The following is a 13,317-nucleotide window of genomic DNA, read 5'->3' on the forward strand; positions in this document are numbered from 1 at the left end:
TTCATCTTACCCTGAGTGAAAGGTTTCTTGCATGATGCGGCGTTTTGAAGATGCCCGGATCCTCATGTATAGCCATGACACGTTCGGGCTCGGACACCTCAGGCGCTGCCGCACGATCGCGCATTCGCTGGTGGAAGACTATCGCGGCTTGAACATCCTGATCATTTCCGGGGCGACGATTGCCGGCGCGTTCGACTATCGCGCGCGCGTGGATTTCGTGAAGATCCCGAGCGTGATCAAGCTGCATAATGGCGACTACACCTCGCTCGACCGCCATATCGAACTCGATGAAACGCTGAAGATGCGCCAGGCGATCATTCGCCATACGGCAGAGACCTTCAAGCCGGACATCTTCATCGTCGACAAGGAGCCGATGGGCCTGCGCGGCGAGGTCGAGGAAACGCTGACCTATCTGAAAGCGCACGGCACGACGCTCGTCCTCGGCCTGCGTGAGGTCATGGATGCGCCGCACCTGCTCGAGGCAGAGTGGAAGCGGCGCGATACCATGCGCAAGATCGAGCAGTACTACGACACGATCTGGGTCTACGGCCCGCCTGATTTCTACGACCCCCTGACCGAACTCGACGTGCCGCCCGCGGTGCGCGAGCGCATGAACTTCGTCGGTTTTCTGCAGCGCAGCGTCCCGCGCGAGGAATTGCCGGGTCATAAGCCTCAGGGCGACTACATCCTCGTCACCACCGGCGGCGGCGGAGATGGGGCGGACCTGATCCACGACGTCATCCATGCCTATCAGCAGGATCCGGGGCTCACGCACAAGGCGCTGATCGTGCTAGGACCCTACATGCCGGTCAAGAAGCGGGAAAAGCTGATCCGCAAGGGCAGCAAGATCCCCTATATCAAGATCATCGAGTTCGACAATCGCATGGAAGAGCTCATTGCCGGCGCCAAGGGCGTCGTCGCCATGGGCGGCTACAACACCTATTGCGAAATCCTCTCCTTCGACAAGCCGGCGCTGATCGTGCCGCGCATCCAGCCGCGCGAGGAGCAACTGATCCGCGCGCGCCGGGCTGCCGAGCTGGGGCTGATCGAGATGCTCTTGCCGGACGAGGCGGAGGATCCGTTACGGCTGGCGGCGGCGCTGAGGGCGCTGCCTTATCGTGAGCCACCGTCGAAAAGCAGCGCCAATGGCCTGCGGCTGGAAGGCCTCGTACACATCTCCGAGATCGTCGGCAGATGGCTCGATCGGCCGTCGAGCGACCACCTGAACATCGTGAAGAAATCGAGCTGAAGCATTGCCGACAGACCGCAAGATTGCAGTCGTGCTGAAGGGCTACCCGCGTCTTTCGGAAACATTCATCGCCCAGGAACTGCTTGGCCTCGAGCGCGCCGGGATCGAACTCGTCCTGATCTCGCTTCGGCGTCCGACGGACGGCAAGCGCCACCCGGTACATGACGAAATCCGCGCCGACGTCCACTACCTGCCGGAATATCTGCATGAGGAGCCGCTAAGGGTTCTGCGCGGGCTCGTGCGCTGTCTGCCGAAACCCGGTTTCTGGCGCGCCTTGGGTCTGTTCCTCAAGGACCTGCCGCGCGACTTCAGCCGCAACCGCTTTCGCCGGCTCGGCCAGGCGCTGGTGCTCGCCTCCGAATGGCCTGGACAGCCGCGCTGGCTGCACGCGCATTTCATCCATACTCCTGCCTCGGTGACGGCCTATGCCAGCGTGATTGCCGGCACGCCCTGGACCTGTTCGGCGCATGCAAAGGACATCTGGACCTCGCCCGACTGGGAACTGTCCGAAAAGCTCGGCCTTGCGCGCTGGACCGTGACCTGCACACGCATGGGATACGAGCATCTCCGCAGCCTTGCCAGCGACAAATCGAGAGTACATCTGAGCTATCATGGCCTCGACCTCGACCGTTTCCCGCATTTCGACGGCACGCATTCCAATCGCACCGGTTCCGATCCGGCCGATCCCGTCCGCATCGTCAGCGTCGGCCGTGCCGTTGGAAAAAAGGGCTACGACGTGTTGCTGAAGGCGCTGGCCAAGCTGCCGGCAGAGCTTCATTGGCGGTTCGAGCATATCGGCGCCGGCGAACTGACCGGCCAGTTGAAGACGCTCGCCACGGAGCTCGGCGTCTCCGACCGCATTGTCTGGAAGGGCGCGCTCGACCAGACCGATGTGCTTGCGCACTATCGGGCAAGCGACATCTTCGCGCTCGCCTGCCGGATCACCGCGGACGGCGATCGGGACGGGCTGCCGAACGTGCTTGTCGAAGCATCGAGCCAGCGGCTGGCCTGCGTCTCGACGGCCATATCCGGCGTTCCGGAACTCCTTGAGGACGGCGAGAACGGCCGTGTCGTTCCGTCGGAGGATCCGCAGGCGCTTGCGGTCGCACTTGAGGAACTGATCCGCAATCCGGCACTTCGCCACAGGTTCGGCGATGCGGCCGAGCGGAAGGTTCGCGGCCAGTTCGACCACCACACCAGCATCGAACAACTCGCCGGCCTGTTCGCCAGCGAATGGAGAGGCGCCTGATGTCCGCACGTCGCGTCTTCTTCTACGTACAGCACCTGCTCGGCATCGGTCATCTGGCGCGAGCAAGCCGGATCGCGAGCGCCTTGGCGGCCAAAGGCTATGACGTGACCGTCGTGACGGGCGGCAGCCCGGTGCCGGGGTTCCCCGCAAACGATGTGAAACACGTGGCCCTGCCGCCGGTGCTGGCTGGCGACAAGGGGTTTAGCGGACTTGCCGACGGCGAGGGAAACCCCGTCAGCGAGGCTTTCAAGCAAGAGCGCCGGGACCTGCTGATCGAGGCATTTCTTGCCTGCAAGCCTGACATCGTCATCTTCGAAGCCTTCCCCTTTGGCCGCCGCCAGATGCGTTTCGAGTTGATGCCGCTGCTGGAGGTGATCGAGAAGCAGGAGCCGCGGCCCCTCGTTGCCGCATCGCTGCGCGATATCCTGCAGGAGCGGACGAAGCCCGGGCGCGCCGAAGAAACCCTCGACGTTGTCAGGGCGCATTTCGACCTCGTGCTCGTGCATGGCGATCCTGCCTTTGCGCGGCTCGAGGAGACCTATCCGTATACGGCGGAGATCGAAGACAAGATCGTCTATACCGGTCTTGTCGCCGGCCATGCCCCTGAACCTCCGGCTGAAAGGTTCGACGTACTTGTTTCGGCTGGCGGTGGCGCGGTCGGCAAGGAGCTGATCGGCGCGGCACTACAGGCGGCCGGGCTGCTTGCGGGCGACCTGAAATGGTGCCTGATCACCGGGCCGAACCTGCCGCAGGACGACTATGACGGCTTTGCCGCCGCAGCGCCCGCAAACGTGCATCTGTTCCGCTTCCGCAAGGATTTCGCGAGCCTTCTGTCGGGTGCGCGGCTCTCGGTTTCCCAGGCCGGCTACAACACCGTCTGCGATATCTTCCGTGCCGGCTGTGCGTCGCTGCTCATTCCCTTCGTCGCCGGCGGCGAGACCGAGCAGTCGACCCGCGCCGAAAGGCTCGAAAAGCTCGGCCTTGCCGGCGTTCTGCCAGAAGCGGACGTAACACCGGAGAGGCTGGCCCGCGACGTCGAGACGATGCTGGCGCGGCCAAGGCCGGAGATCCCACCGCTCGACCTGAACGGCGCCGCTAGAACGGCGGAGATACTGGGGCTTCAGACGGTTCGCTAGCCGTAGTCGGTGGTGCCCATCGGTCTCCGCTGAAGTCCGCCCTTGAGCGGAACCACCGAAATAGAAAAGTCGCTCGGCAAACCAATGGTCGGGCGACCATTCGTCTATCTGCCAGTATGTACGGAGCCTGGATATTTTCCTCGCGTTCTGCGTGTCCCGGCTGGCTGTCTCCGGAATGGTATGTTAGTGAAATCAACAATACTGATTCTGAATATACGCAGTGCATTTCCACCGAACGATAACCTGGGTTCCTGTGTGCACTAAACTCAAGGTCTTGCCAGGACTGGGTCATACTCTTGGCGAAGAGTTTCCCGTACGGCTTTCCTGCCTTGTCTACCTCTCCAACATCCGCTGGCCTCTCGCGCACGGCATCGCCTGTGCGCTGCAGCGGCGCCGGCTGGCGAGCGTGGAGGCAGCGGGGCACCCGCGGTGAACGGCGGCCGCAGAGCAATGCCAGGGGATTTCGGCGCGTCGAGCGCGTAAGGCAGGAGGGGCAGTTGAGAAATCTGATCGCGCTGTTGATCTCAGTGACCTTGGCATTGGGGGCCGGGGAGGTAATGCTGCGCATGTTCACGCCCTTTCCGATCGGAACGCAGTCGCATCGAAGCATTGACGAGAAGTATGGCTATCGTCTCGATCCCACCCTTTCCGGCGTTGACGAGGACGGCTTCCGCGACCCGGCAGGCGCACGGCAGGGCTTGCAAGTCGCCGCAATCGGCGACTCGATGACCTATGGCAACAACGTCGAAAGCGGCCAGGCCTGGCCGGCCGTCTTCCAGGCCATCACCGGCGAACACACCTACAATTTCGGTGTCGGAAGTTACGGCATCTACACCTACCACGCGATCGTCCACGACGCGCTGGCAAATGGAGCCAAAGGCGCGATCGTCGCCATTTTCCCAGGCAACGACTTCGCGATCGTTTTTTCGGCATGCGATATCATGAACGCGCGTTCCGACTTCTGGCTTGCAGAGCAGGCGCGGCTTCACCTGCAGGCTCTCTTCAGTCCGACCGGAAGCCATACGCAATGCACCAAGGCGCGATCGGCGAGCATCAAGACGAAGCTGTTCGAGAACGTCGCGCTTCTGAGCGCTTATCAATATGCGATAAAGGACCGTGTGACGAGCTTGTATGCGCGCTTCCTTGGCACGGGCAGCGATGAAGCGTCCGAATATTACCGGTTCCCGGACGGGATCCCACCCGTGTCGAGGCGCTATGTGGATGATGCCGGTCGCATGAGCGATTTGGCCTCGTCCGAGACAGCGGCGATGCTTGCGGACTTTGAACGCTTTGCGGCCGACTGGGCCGCGCAGGGACGGGGACGGGTAGGACTGTTGCTGATTCCGTCCAAGGAGCGTGTGGTTTTCGAACATCTTCGGCGCGGTGGCCAGCTGGCGGTTGCCGATCCCGCCTTCATCCGCAGTGTCGAGCGTCAGATCGCACTCGAGGACAAAATTCGGGAGGTCGCCAGCCGGCTTGATCTGCCGTATCGCAGTGCGGTGGATGCAACGACCGACGCCTTGCGGGATGCGATCCTGGCCGGGCAGCGCTTTTATCCTGACAACGACGGACATCCGTTTGAGGCAGGCTACAAGGCCTTCGCGGGAACCGCGTCGTCGCTCTGGAACGAGATGAAATCAAGGGTCGCCGAGACGCATGACTGAACGTCGGGGGGCGGCGGTACCCGTGGAGGCCGAAGACAGACAGCGGTGCCGGAGCGCACGGGTGCTGTCCCGGCAAACAAGTGCGATCTCGATCGGTTCAGACCGTGCCGATCAGCATGAAGCGGGTGTATTTTTTGGTCGGCAGCGCGCCGGCGAACTCCACGGTCGTCAGTGCCGCCTGCTTGGCGAATTCTTCGACCGAGGCCACGCAGTTGATATGCGTCGGCTCGCTGAAATAGTCGTTGGACTGGAGCAGCACCCGCGTACCGGCCGGAATGCGATCGAGCCATGCCTTGAGGTCTGCGATATGCTCGCAGCTCGTATTGATCACCACGTCTGCCGCGAGCGCCGCGTAGTCGATCGCATACATGTCCGCCGTCACGGCATGAAACTTGTCCGGAAAGGCCGCGTTCAGCGTCCGCGCCACCGCTTCGACGTCCGGATCGATGTCGAAGCTGTCGACTGCGGCCACATCGAAGCGCTGGTCTTCCAGCAGCATGGCGCCGAGAATGCCGTACCAGCCGCCGAGGATGGCGATCTTGCCGTAGGAGGGGCCGGCCACCTCAAAGAGCGTATCGCGCGCCCAGACCTTGCAGGCAACCTGCTTGTGGTTGAAGGCATTGGCGATGTGGGCGTCGGGATGTTTGGCGATCACCCGGCCGATCCCTTCGATCAGCGGACTGCGCGTATAGGCGGCGATGCCACGCGCGAGATCGAAGGCATGCTCGTACCAATCGCTGGTTTGGCAGGGGGGATGGCTAGTTTGTTTCATGCGGTCGTTGTAAGCTGCGCATCGAGCGAGTGCAATAACGGCGTGTGCTTTCGGGAGCGTCGACCTCTGCCGGTTGACTTCAAGGCCGCCTGTTGGAAACCGCGTCCATTGCAGATTTCCCTCGCACCTGCATAATCGATCAACCGGATTCGGCGCCGGGCGGAATATGCAGGCGTCCCTTCAGGAGCGTGCCGTAGGGTACCCGTCCGGAGGTGTCGCCGAAGAGTGATGCGTGCTGGGGACATATGGCAACCCGGCCCGCCAGCAGCAGTCGTGTTCAATAAGGTCCTATCGCCAGTAACATGGAACCACGCCTTTCCCGCTATATCTGGACCCACACGCGCAAGGACCAGCTTTGGATCCTGGTTGTCGTCGCGCTGTCGATGATCCCTTATTTCCTGTCGTTCGATCTGCCGAAGCAGATCGTCAACGGGCCGATCCAGGGCGATGGCTTCGACAGTCCGGAGGCCACTCAGGCCTTCCTGCCGATATCCTTCGACCTGCCGTATTTGGGCACGTTCAACGTCTTTGACGGCTTCCAGCTCGGCCGCGAAGGCATGCTGCTCGCCCTCAGCCTGGTGTTCCTGGCGCTGGTGGTGGTCAACGGCCTCTTCAAATTCTACATCAACACGTTCAAGGGCCGGCTCGGCGAGCGGCTCTTGCGCCGCATCCGTTTCGAACTCGTCGACCGGGTCCTGCGTTTTCCGCCCAGCCATTTCAAGCGGGTGAAGCCCGCCGAAATCGCGACGATGATCAAGGACGAGGTTGAGCCGCTCGGTGGTTTCACCGGTGATGCCTTCGTCTCGCCCGCCTTGCTCGGCGGCCAGGCCTTGACGGCGCTCGTGTTCATCCTGCTGCAGAGCTTCTGGCTTGGGCTGATCGCAACGCTGATCGTCGCGGTTCAGGCGGTCATCATTCCGCGCATGCGCAAGCGGCTCCTCGTCCTTGGGCGCGAGCGGCAGTTGACGGCGCGCGAGCTTTCCGGCCGCGTCAGCGAAATCGTCGACGGCATCGGCGCGATCCGTGGCCACGATACGTCGAACTACGAGCGCGCCGACATCGCGGCGCGGCTCGGCCGGATCTTCAAGATCCGCTACGACCTCTACCAGTGGAAATTCCTCGTCAAGTTCATCAACAACTTCCTCGCACAGGTCACGCCCTTCCTGTTCTACGCGATCGGCGGCTATTTCGCCCTGCAGGGTCGCCTCGACATCGGCCAGCTCGTCGCCGTCATCGGCGCCTACAAGGACCTGCCGGGTCCGCTGAAGGAACTGATCGACTGGGACCAGGCCCGTCAGGACGTCCAGGTGAAATATGCGCAGGTGGTCGAGCAGTTCAGCGTCGACACGCTGCTCGATCCCAAGGTCCAGGCGGTGGCAACCACCGCTGCCGTGCCGCTCGCGGGCCCGCTTGCCGCCGTCAATCTGACGGTGATCGACGATGGCGGCTCGACGCTGCTCGACCACGTCTCGCTGCAGGTCCAGCCCGGCGAGAAGGTGGCGCTGATGGGGGGTGGCGAAGTGCTCGCCGAGGCCTTCGGCCGGCTCGTCTGGCCGGCAAGCGGCAAGGTGCTCGTCGGGGGGCAGGACATCCTGGAGCTGCCGGAATCGGTGACCGGCCGACGGATCGCCTACGCCTCGTCCGACGTCTACGTCTTCCAGGGCAGCCTCGGTGACAACATCCTTTACGGGCTGAAGCATGCGCCGCTCACGGACGAGATCTATGAGGGCGAGCGTGCGACGCACCGCAAGTGGGAGGTGACCGAAGCCCGGCTGGCCGGAAACCCGTATCTCGACGTCAACAGCGACTGGATCGACTATGGATCCGCAGGGGCAAACGGGCCGGACGATCTGCTCGTGCAGATCCGGCCGGTTCTCGATGCGGTGCTTTTGACCAACGACGTCATGGCGCTGGCCGTGCGCTCGACCATCGATCCCCACGAGCATGCGGAGTTCGCCGCCGGCATCGTCGAGATGCGCAGCGCGCTCCGGCAGCGTCTCGAAAAGGAAAAGCTCAGCGACCTCGTCGTGTTCTTCGAGCCCGGGACCTACAATGTCGAGGCGACGATCGGCGAAAACATGCTCTTCGGCACCATCACCGATCAGGTGATGTGGGCAGATGCGCTGGAGAACCATCCGTTCTTCAAGACGATCCTGCAGCGGGTCGGCCTGCGCGACACCTTTTATGAGATGGGCATCGAGATCGCCGAGAACGTCGTCGAACTGTTCCGCGACTTGCCGCCGGATCACCCGTTCTTCCAACAGTTGACCTTCATGACCGCCGAGGAAATCCCGGTCTATGAGGCCATCCTCCAGAAGGTACGCACGAAGGGCAAGGGCGAGGTCTCTGAGGACGACCAGATCAAGGTGATCAGGCTGTGCTTCGATTACATCGAGCCGCGGCACCGTTTCGGTCTTTTGACCGATGAGGTCATGGCGAAGATCGTCGCCGCCCGGCGCGAGTTCGACGAAGGCCTGCCGGCCGATCTCGCCGGGATGATCGAGCACTACCGCCCGAACCGCTTCATCGCGTCCGGCAGCATTATCGACAACGTGCTCTTTGGACGTATCGGTCACAAACATGCCGACGGCTCGGAGAAAATCCGCGCGATCGTCCGGGATCTCTTCGAGGCGGGCGGTCTCTACAACGAAGTGCTTGCTTTCGGCTTCGACTTCAATGTCGGCGCCGGCGGCAAGCGGCTGACGGCCGCGCAGCGGCAGAAGCTCGACCTTGCGCGCGCGCTGATCCGCAATTGCGATTACTATATATTCAATCAACCGCTCCTGGCGCTCGACCAGCGCGTCCAGGAACAGGTCGTCCGCAACGTCTTTGCGATGCTCGATCAGGGCGGGCGTGATCCTGCGGTCATCTGGGTTCTCGCCAATCCGGCGTTGGCGGACCTCTTCGATCGCGTCGCCCGGTTCGAAAACGGGCGCCTGCTGCACGACGCCAATGTGGATGAACGACCTGACTACAAGGAAATGGCATCTTGATGTAATATTAATGTCAGGGCACGAGCATATGGTCCCGCCGCGATGCGGGAGGCAAGTTGCCCCCGACGGGAACTCGGAGACACGGATTGTGATGTTGCTCAAAGATGAAGTCGAAATGCTGCGCCGAATAACCCTGTTCTCGGGATTGCCGCCGGCAAAGCTGAAACTTCTGGCCTTCACGTCCGACAGGGTCATGTACAGCGCCGGCGAAGCGCTGTTCTATCAGGGTGACATCGGCGACGCGGCCTATGTCATTCTTTCCGGCAAGGCGGAGGTGCTCATCAATACGGCGGGTGGGCCTTTCAAGATCGCCGAAGTCGAGCAGAATTCGATCGTCGGCGAAATCGCCATTCTCTGCAACACGCCACGCACCGCGACGGTGCGCACCAGCACGCCGCTCGAGGCCCTGCGCATCCGCAAGGACGATTTCCTCAAGCTTCTGGCCGATTTCCCCGAGATGGCGGTGGAAATCATGCGCGTTCTCGCCGACCGCCTCGCGCAAACGACGGCGGAGCTCAGCGAGGCCCGCGGCTCGATGGAGCCGGTGGACGCCTGACGGCGGCACCTCTCTTGTACGGGCGAACCTTCCCGAAAATGCAGGCGGCGATGTGCCAGGGCAGCCATTCGCCTCGGTCATATGAGCCCTTCGCAAAATCCATTCCGCTTCGTCCGGATATGGGTTAGAGAAACGCCATGCGTTCGATCACCTATTTCCACAAGACCGTTCAGTTTCCCGACAAGCCGGAAAAGAAGCGCTTTTTCGCGCGGCTGCAGAACGGCGACTGGGAGCCTTGCACGTTCCAGAACATCGCGCGCCTGGTCGACGCCAAGACGACTTTCATCGACATCGGCGGCTGGATCGGCGTGACGCCCTATTGGGCGGCGCAGATTGCCGACAACGTCATCACGGTCGAGCCCGATCCTGTCTGTTTCGGCATCCTCAAGGAAATGCAGCCGGAGAATTGCGGCGAAGTGCGGGTCATCAATGCCGCGCTATCGGAGGATGACGTTCTCGTGCTGCATTCCGTCGGTGGCGGTTTCGGAAGCTCCGAAACATCGGCCCTGATCGCCGACGACGACGGCGAGGCGATCCGTGCGCGCACCGTGACGATCGCAGCCCTTCAGGACATGGCGCGGACCGAAAGGCTCTGTTTCAAGATCGACATCGAAGGTTACGAGTATCGCGCGCTGGACCAGTTCCGCACGATCGATCGGATGCGGACGGCCGGCGTGCTGCTGGCAGTTCATCCGCAGATCCTGTTTGCGTCGCTGACGGGCTCCAGGCTGTCGCGCGTCCTTCGCACCATGACCGCCACTATCGGATTGATCCGTAGCCTGAAGGGCTTCCGCCTCGACAATCCCTCGGCAATCTGGACGGCGCTACGCAAATCGATCGCGCGCCGGGAGTTTCGCGGTTTCGACCTGCTGTTCGTGGCGCGCGAGGGTAGCCGCTAAGGAGCCTTTGGCGGCTCAAGTCCTTTCATGCATGAGGACAAGGACGGTAATGTCCGGGCATCCGCCGAGAACCGAAACGATCCTCGGTTCGGTTAACCATGCCCCCGCTTAAAGTTAACTCTTCGTTTCAAAATGTTACTTCCGGTGGTATAGCTTCGCTGCTGCTATTTCCTGGTTTTGGTTGTGGCGCGTCGCGGAGGGCGGTTGCATGTCCTGGTTATACGTTGCCGGTGTCGCCTATGGCCTGACGGCGTTTTTTCTCGTGGGGATGACCTACCTTGAAGGATTGCAGGCGCATGCACCTTGGAACATGTACCGCGTGGCCGGGCTTCTGGTCTGCGTTTTCTGGCCGATTCTGTTTCTGTATCTGATGCTCAGGATGGCATCGAAAAGACGAATTCCGGAGCGCTGACGGCAAGGGCCAGCGGCGCTTATCCTCAACGCGGCGCCTGAACGGCGGTATTTACCATACAACTAGAAAATGCCGGAGATTAACCCATGATTCCGTCATGCGGTTTATGGTCCGGCAGTGATCGAACGGTGTGAAAGTATCTCGGCATGTGCGGTTACGGTGGCTATTTCGGGTCGGTCCCGGATGCGGAAATCCTTCTCAAAAGGATGGCCTCTGCGATCGCGCATCGTGGCCCGGACGAAAACGGCGTTCTTGCCGCACCGGAGGCCGGGCTCGCCCATGTAAGGCTGTCGATCGTCGGTCTCGGCGACGGCCAGCAGCCGATGTCCGACGAAACCGGCGACCTTTCGATCGCCTTCAACGGCGAGATCTTCAACTACGTCGAATTGCGCGAGGAACTGCGCGCCAAGGGGCGGCGGTTCCGCACCGCGAGCGACACCGAGGTCATCCTGCATCTCTACGCCGTGATGGGTGAGGACTGCCTGTCCGTCCTCAACGGCGATTTCTCCTTCGCGATCTGGGATAGACGCCGTCAGCGCATGGTGTTGGCGCGCGACCGCATGGGCGTGCGCCCGTTGTTTTACACGACCCATGCCGGGACATTCTATTTCGCCTCCGAAATCAAGGCGCTGCTCCAGGTTCCCGGCATTTCCGCCGAACTCGATCCCGTTGCGCTCGACCAGATTTTTACCCTTTGGGCGCCGATCGCGCCGCGGACCGGCTTTCGTGGCATTCACGAGCTCGAGCCGGCTCACCTGATGATCGTCGAGAAGGGCAAGACGTCGATCCGCCCCTATTGGCAACTCGACTATCCGGACCACGACGCGCCGCCGCTGTTTGCCGATGAGCGCAGCGCGGCCGAGGAACTACGCGCGCTTCTTACCGATGCGACCCGGATCCGCATGCGGGCCGACGTGACCGTCGGATCCTATCTCTCGGGCGGGCTCGACAGCTCCATCGTCTCGGCGCTTGCAGCCGGAATGGCGCCGCAGGGTCTGCGCACGTTTTCCGTGACGTTTGATAGCGTCGAACACGACGAGAGCGCCTTCCAGATGGAAATGGCAAAGGCGCTCGGCACGCATCATAGCGCGGTCGCCTGTCGCGCCGGCGACATCGCGAAGGTCTTTCCGCAGGTCGTCCGTTTCGCCGAACGTCCGATTATCCGCACGGCGCCTGCCCCGCTCTACCAGCTCTCGGGTCTCGTGCGCGAGCAGGGATTGAAGGTCGTGCTGACGGGCGAGGGCGCCGACGAGGTCTTCGCCGGATACGATATCTTCAAGGAGGCGCGGGTGCGCCGCTTCTGCGGCCGCCAGCCCGGCTCGCGAATCCGGCCGCACCTGTTCCGCAAGCTCTACCCCTATCTGCCGGGCCTGCAGCAGCAATCGGCGGAATATCTCGCCGCTTTCTTCGGCGCCGGCGACGTGCCGCTCGACGACCCGCTGTTCTCGCACCGCCCGCGGTTCAAAAGCACGGCCGCGACCAAGATCTTCTTTTCTCCCGACCTGCGCGCCACGCTGAAGGACTACGACGCGGCCGGGGATCTGGCGAGCCGGCTTCCTGCTGCCTTCGGTCGCTGGCATCCGCTGCACCAGGCGCAGTATCTCGAAAGCCGCTTCCTTCTGCCCGGCTACATTCTCTCCAGCCAGGGCGACCGCATGGCCATGGCGCATGGGATCGAAGGACGCTTCCCGTTCCTGGACCACCGCCTCGTCGAGTTCGCGACGCGCCTGCCGCCGGAAATGAAACTGAAGGGGCTGGTGGAAAAACACATCCTGCGCGAGGCGACGAAGGATCTGCTTCCGCCGACCATCGGCCAGCGCACCAAGCAGCCCTATCGCGCGCCCGACAGCCATTCCTTCACCGGCGCCGGCGAACTGGAATACGTTCGCGATGCCATGAGCGAGACACGCATCGGCGACAGCGGTCTGTTCAATGCCAAGGCCGTGAGCAAGCTCTACGAGAAATGCCAGTCGCAACCGACTACCGGCTTTAGGGACAATGCCGCCTTCGTCGGCATCCTGTCGACGCAGCTCTGGCTCCAGACCTTTACCGGCACCAGCATCCGCGCCGCTCAAGCGGCCTGAAACCCATTGGGAAAGGAAATGAAATGACGGAAACCATCAAGGACAAGGTCAGGGCCTTTGTCATCGAGAACTTCCTGTTTGGCGATACCTCGTACGATCTCGCCGACGGCGCCTCTCTGATCGAGAACGATATCATCGACTCGACCGGCGTTCTCGAACTCGTCGCCTTCATCGAAGACCAGTTCGGCATCGCCATGGCCGACGCAGACATCGTGCCGGCCAACCTCGATTCGCTCGCGCGCATCTCGGCCTTCATCGAGGCAAAGGCCGGAGTGCCGGCCACGGCCTAACCAAGACCCGAGG

Annotated in this window: 11 protein-coding genes; 10 read left to right on the plus strand and 1 reads right to left on the minus strand. The window is 62.2% G+C overall.

What is annotated here, in order from left to right:
- Window positions 1-31: 31 nt before the first annotated feature.
- From ASD01_RS19780 to ASD01_RS19795, 4 genes are all read left to right on the plus strand, one after another.
- Window positions 32-1,249, plus strand: coding sequence for a glycosyltransferase family protein (locus ASD01_RS19780; protein ID WP_060644295.1), 1,218 nt, complete (start codon window positions 32-34; stop codon window positions 1,247-1,249).
- 4 nt (window positions 1,250-1,253) lie between these two features.
- Window positions 1,254-2,498 (plus strand): glycosyltransferase family 4 protein, encoded by a 1,245-nt coding sequence (locus ASD01_RS19785; protein WP_060644296.1) that lies wholly within the window; start codon window positions 1,254-1,256, stop codon window positions 2,496-2,498.
- A complete protein-coding gene (locus tag ASD01_RS19790) occupies window positions 2,498-3,634 on the plus strand; it encodes a glycosyltransferase family protein (RefSeq protein WP_177235716.1) in 1,137 nt (378 codons plus the stop codon). Before ASD01_RS19785 ends, ASD01_RS19790 begins: the two co-directional genes overlap by 1 nt.
- Window positions 3,635-4,131: 497 nt before the next feature.
- Window positions 4,132-5,298, plus strand: a complete 1,167-nt coding sequence (locus ASD01_RS19795) for an SGNH/GDSL hydrolase family protein (RefSeq protein WP_060644298.1) — start codon at window positions 4,132-4,134, stop codon at window positions 5,296-5,298.
- 97 nt (window positions 5,299-5,395) lie between these two features.
- Here the strand turns inward: ASD01_RS19795 and ASD01_RS19800 are convergent, their stop codons facing one another.
- Window positions 5,396-6,070, minus strand: coding sequence for a methyltransferase domain-containing protein (locus ASD01_RS19800; RefSeq protein ID WP_060521771.1), 675 nt, complete (start codon window positions 6,068-6,070; stop codon window positions 5,396-5,398).
- A gap of 302 nt (window positions 6,071-6,372) precedes the next feature.
- Here ASD01_RS19800 and ASD01_RS19805 point away from each other — a divergent pair, with 302 nt between their 5' ends.
- The 6 genes from ASD01_RS19805 to ASD01_RS19830 all read left to right on the plus strand — a co-directional run bounded on the left by ASD01_RS19805 (window position 6,373) and on the right by ASD01_RS19830 (window position 13,304).
- Window positions 6,373-9,063: an ABC transporter transmembrane domain-containing protein gene (locus tag ASD01_RS19805; RefSeq protein ID WP_034799202.1), complete on the plus strand. Its 2,691-nt coding sequence runs from the start codon at window positions 6,373-6,375 to the stop codon at window positions 9,061-9,063.
- 91 nt (window positions 9,064-9,154) lie between these two features.
- Complete coding sequence (locus ASD01_RS19810; RefSeq protein WP_034799203.1) at window positions 9,155-9,619, plus strand: cyclic nucleotide-binding domain-containing protein; 465 nt, start codon at window positions 9,155-9,157, stop codon at window positions 9,617-9,619.
- A 137-nt stretch (window positions 9,620-9,756) separates the two neighbouring features.
- Window positions 9,757-10,518 carry an FkbM family methyltransferase gene (locus ASD01_RS19815; protein ID WP_034799205.1) on the plus strand — a complete coding sequence of 254 codons (762 nt, stop codon included), beginning with the start codon at window positions 9,757-9,759 and terminating at the stop codon, window positions 10,516-10,518.
- Window positions 10,519-10,726: 208 nt separating this feature from the next.
- On the plus strand, window positions 10,727-10,930 hold the full coding sequence (locus ASD01_RS19820; protein WP_034799207.1) for a hypothetical protein: 204 nt from the start codon (window positions 10,727-10,729) through the stop codon (window positions 10,928-10,930).
- A gap of 146 nt (window positions 10,931-11,076) precedes the next feature.
- On the plus strand, window positions 11,077-13,014 hold the full coding sequence (asnB, locus tag ASD01_RS19825) for an asparagine synthase (glutamine-hydrolyzing) (protein ID WP_060644299.1): 1,938 nt from the start codon (window positions 11,077-11,079) through the stop codon (window positions 13,012-13,014).
- A gap of 23 nt (window positions 13,015-13,037) precedes the next feature.
- Complete coding sequence (locus ASD01_RS19830) at window positions 13,038-13,304, plus strand: acyl carrier protein (RefSeq protein WP_034799210.1); 267 nt, start codon at window positions 13,038-13,040, stop codon at window positions 13,302-13,304.
- Window positions 13,305-13,317: the final 13 nt, after the last annotated feature.

It is taken from the genome of Ensifer sp. Root423 (assembly GCF_001426275.1).
GTDB lineage: Bacteria > Pseudomonadota > Alphaproteobacteria > Rhizobiales > Rhizobiaceae > Ensifer > Ensifer adhaerens.

Bases quoted from the DNA above. Each gene is read 5' to 3' on its own strand.
- ASD01_RS19780 (WP_060644295.1), top strand. From the start codon at position 32: ATGATGCGGCGTTTTGAAGATGCCCGGATCCTCATGTATAGCCATGAC.
- ASD01_RS19790 (WP_177235716.1), top strand. From the start codon at position 2,498: ATGTCCGCACGTCGCGTCTTCTTCTACGTACAGCACCTGCTCGGCATC.
- ASD01_RS19800 (WP_060521771.1), bottom strand. From the start codon at position 6,070: ATGAAACAAACTAGCCATCCCCCCTGCCAAACCAGCGATTGGTACGAG.
- ASD01_RS19805 (WP_034799202.1), top strand. From the start codon at position 6,373: ATGGAACCACGCCTTTCCCGCTATATCTGGACCCACACGCGCAAGGAC.
- ASD01_RS19810 (WP_034799203.1), top strand. From the start codon at position 9,155: ATGTTGCTCAAAGATGAAGTCGAAATGCTGCGCCGAATAACCCTGTTC.
- ASD01_RS19815 (WP_034799205.1), top strand. From the start codon at position 9,757: ATGCGTTCGATCACCTATTTCCACAAGACCGTTCAGTTTCCCGACAAG.
- ASD01_RS19820 (WP_034799207.1), top strand. From the start codon at position 10,727: ATGTCCTGGTTATACGTTGCCGGTGTCGCCTATGGCCTGACGGCGTTT.
- asnB (WP_060644299.1), top strand. From the start codon at position 11,077: ATGTGCGGTTACGGTGGCTATTTCGGGTCGGTCCCGGATGCGGAAATC.
- ASD01_RS19830 (WP_034799210.1), top strand. From the start codon at position 13,038: ATGACGGAAACCATCAAGGACAAGGTCAGGGCCTTTGTCATCGAGAAC.